Source organism: Celeribacter halophilus, assembly GCF_018860305.1.
GTDB classification, from domain to species: Bacteria; Pseudomonadota; Alphaproteobacteria; order Rhodobacterales; family Rhodobacteraceae; genus Celeribacter; species Celeribacter halophilus_A.
Genome location: NZ_JAHKPE010000007.1, coordinates 1 through 1,651, shown reverse-complemented (window position 1 = coordinate 1,651; position 1,651 = coordinate 1). Strand labels below are relative to the sequence as shown.

General features: G+C 45.2%; 2 protein-coding genes. Both read left to right on the top strand.

All coding sequences use genetic code 11. The annotated features are described in order from the left end of the window. Positions 1-593 (top strand): VirB8/TrbF family protein (locus tag KO492_RS00380; RefSeq protein WP_216043162.1); only part of this gene is annotated, 593 nt, incomplete at its 5' end. 17 nt (positions 594-610) lie between these two features. Next, positions 611-1,516, top strand: coding sequence for a P-type conjugative transfer protein TrbG (gene trbG / locus KO492_RS00375; protein WP_012774851.1), 906 nt, complete (start codon positions 611-613; stop codon positions 1,514-1,516). The last annotated feature ends 135 nt before the right edge of the window (positions 1,517-1,651 follow it).

Here is a 1,651-nt window from a genome sequence, read left to right as displayed (position 1 = left end):
CCTGGCAGGTTGTGGGGATCTTGTCCCTGCTAATTACGTTGGCCGCTGTTGGTGGTGTGATTCACATTGGTAGTCAATCAAAGTTCGTCCCTTACGTAGTTGAAGTGGACAGCTTAGGTCAGGCTCAAGCAGCAGGACCCGTCACAGCTTCTTCAATGGCTGACCCGCGAGTTATGGGTTCGACGGTTTCAAAATTTATTGAAAATGCTCGCTTGGTGTCTCCAGACGTAGCTTTGCAACGTAAAGCTGTTTTTGGTGTTTACGCCCATTTATCACCGAAAGATTCAGCGACCATAAAAATGAATGAATGGCTAAACGGTAGTGCGGATTCAAGTCCATTCAAACGTGCCGCGAAGGTAATGGTAAGTATTGATATTAAATCAGTCATGCCGCAAACACCGACAACGTGGCAAGTCGATTGGGTGGAAACAGTACGAGACCGACAAGGTGTTAAACAAGGTGAACCCGCTCTAATGCGCGCATTAGTTACTGTTTACACCGCAGATACTTCAACGCAGACCACAGAAGAACAGATGCGCAATAACCCGCTGGGTATTTACGTTCGTGACTTCTCTTGGTCACGCCTGCAATGATTACGAGGCTTAAACCTATGAACAAGCAATTATCAGCTGTAATTCTTGGCACTGCGCTGTTAGTGCCTTCTCTAGCAAAAATCGCCAATGCGAACGGTCTAGAAGATAAATATTTTTCAAACAATAACCCGACTTTAACGCAACAAGAACGCCAAGCATTGGCTATTGCCAAAAAGTGGCAAGCGGGAAATGGTAACGGGGGTATTCGCCCGTTCTCTGGCCGTAACGGTTCGATACAGTATGTATTTGGAGCGCAATCACCAAGTGTTGTATGTGCTGTTCTGCAAGTTTGTGATATTGCCTTACAACCTGGTGAATACGTCAATTCAATTCAGTTAGGTGATACCGCTCGTTGGAATGTCGAACCAGCAATTTCCGGTACGGGTGCAGCGGAAACACAACACTTGTTAATTAAACCGTTGGATGTGGGCCTAGAAACAAGTCTAGTCGTCACTACAGACCGCCGTGTTTACCACATTCGCTTGCGTTCACACCGCAAAGAGTACATGCCTCAAGTGTCTTTCACATATCCCGAAGATGCTTTAGCTAAATGGGAAACAATTCGAACCCGTGAACGTCAACATCGAGAAGATAATACGATCCCTTCTACGCGAGAATACCTGGGCGATTTGTCTTTTGATTATCAAGTTTCTGGCTCAGCCGCTTGGAAGCCTGTTCGTGTGTTCAATGACGGTCACAAGACCATCATTCAAATGCCAAAGGCAATGCAACAGGCAGACGCACCAACGTTATTAGTTGTTCGAAATGATGGCGGTTGGTTCAGTGATGCTGAAACCGAAATGGTTAACTATCGAGTTCAAGGAGATCGTTACATCGTTGATACGGTGTTTAAGAAAGCGATTCTTATCTCTGGTGTTGGTAGCCGTCAAGACAAAATCACTATTACCAAAGAGGGCAAATAGTCATGCGTAAATTACTTGCCACAGCAATTTTTTCCCTAGCCTTGGTAGGGTGTGCATCGCACACCCCTTATGGGAACTTTGTAGAAAATCCAACCGGATTGAATCAACAAAAAATAGCAAACGATACTATTGAAC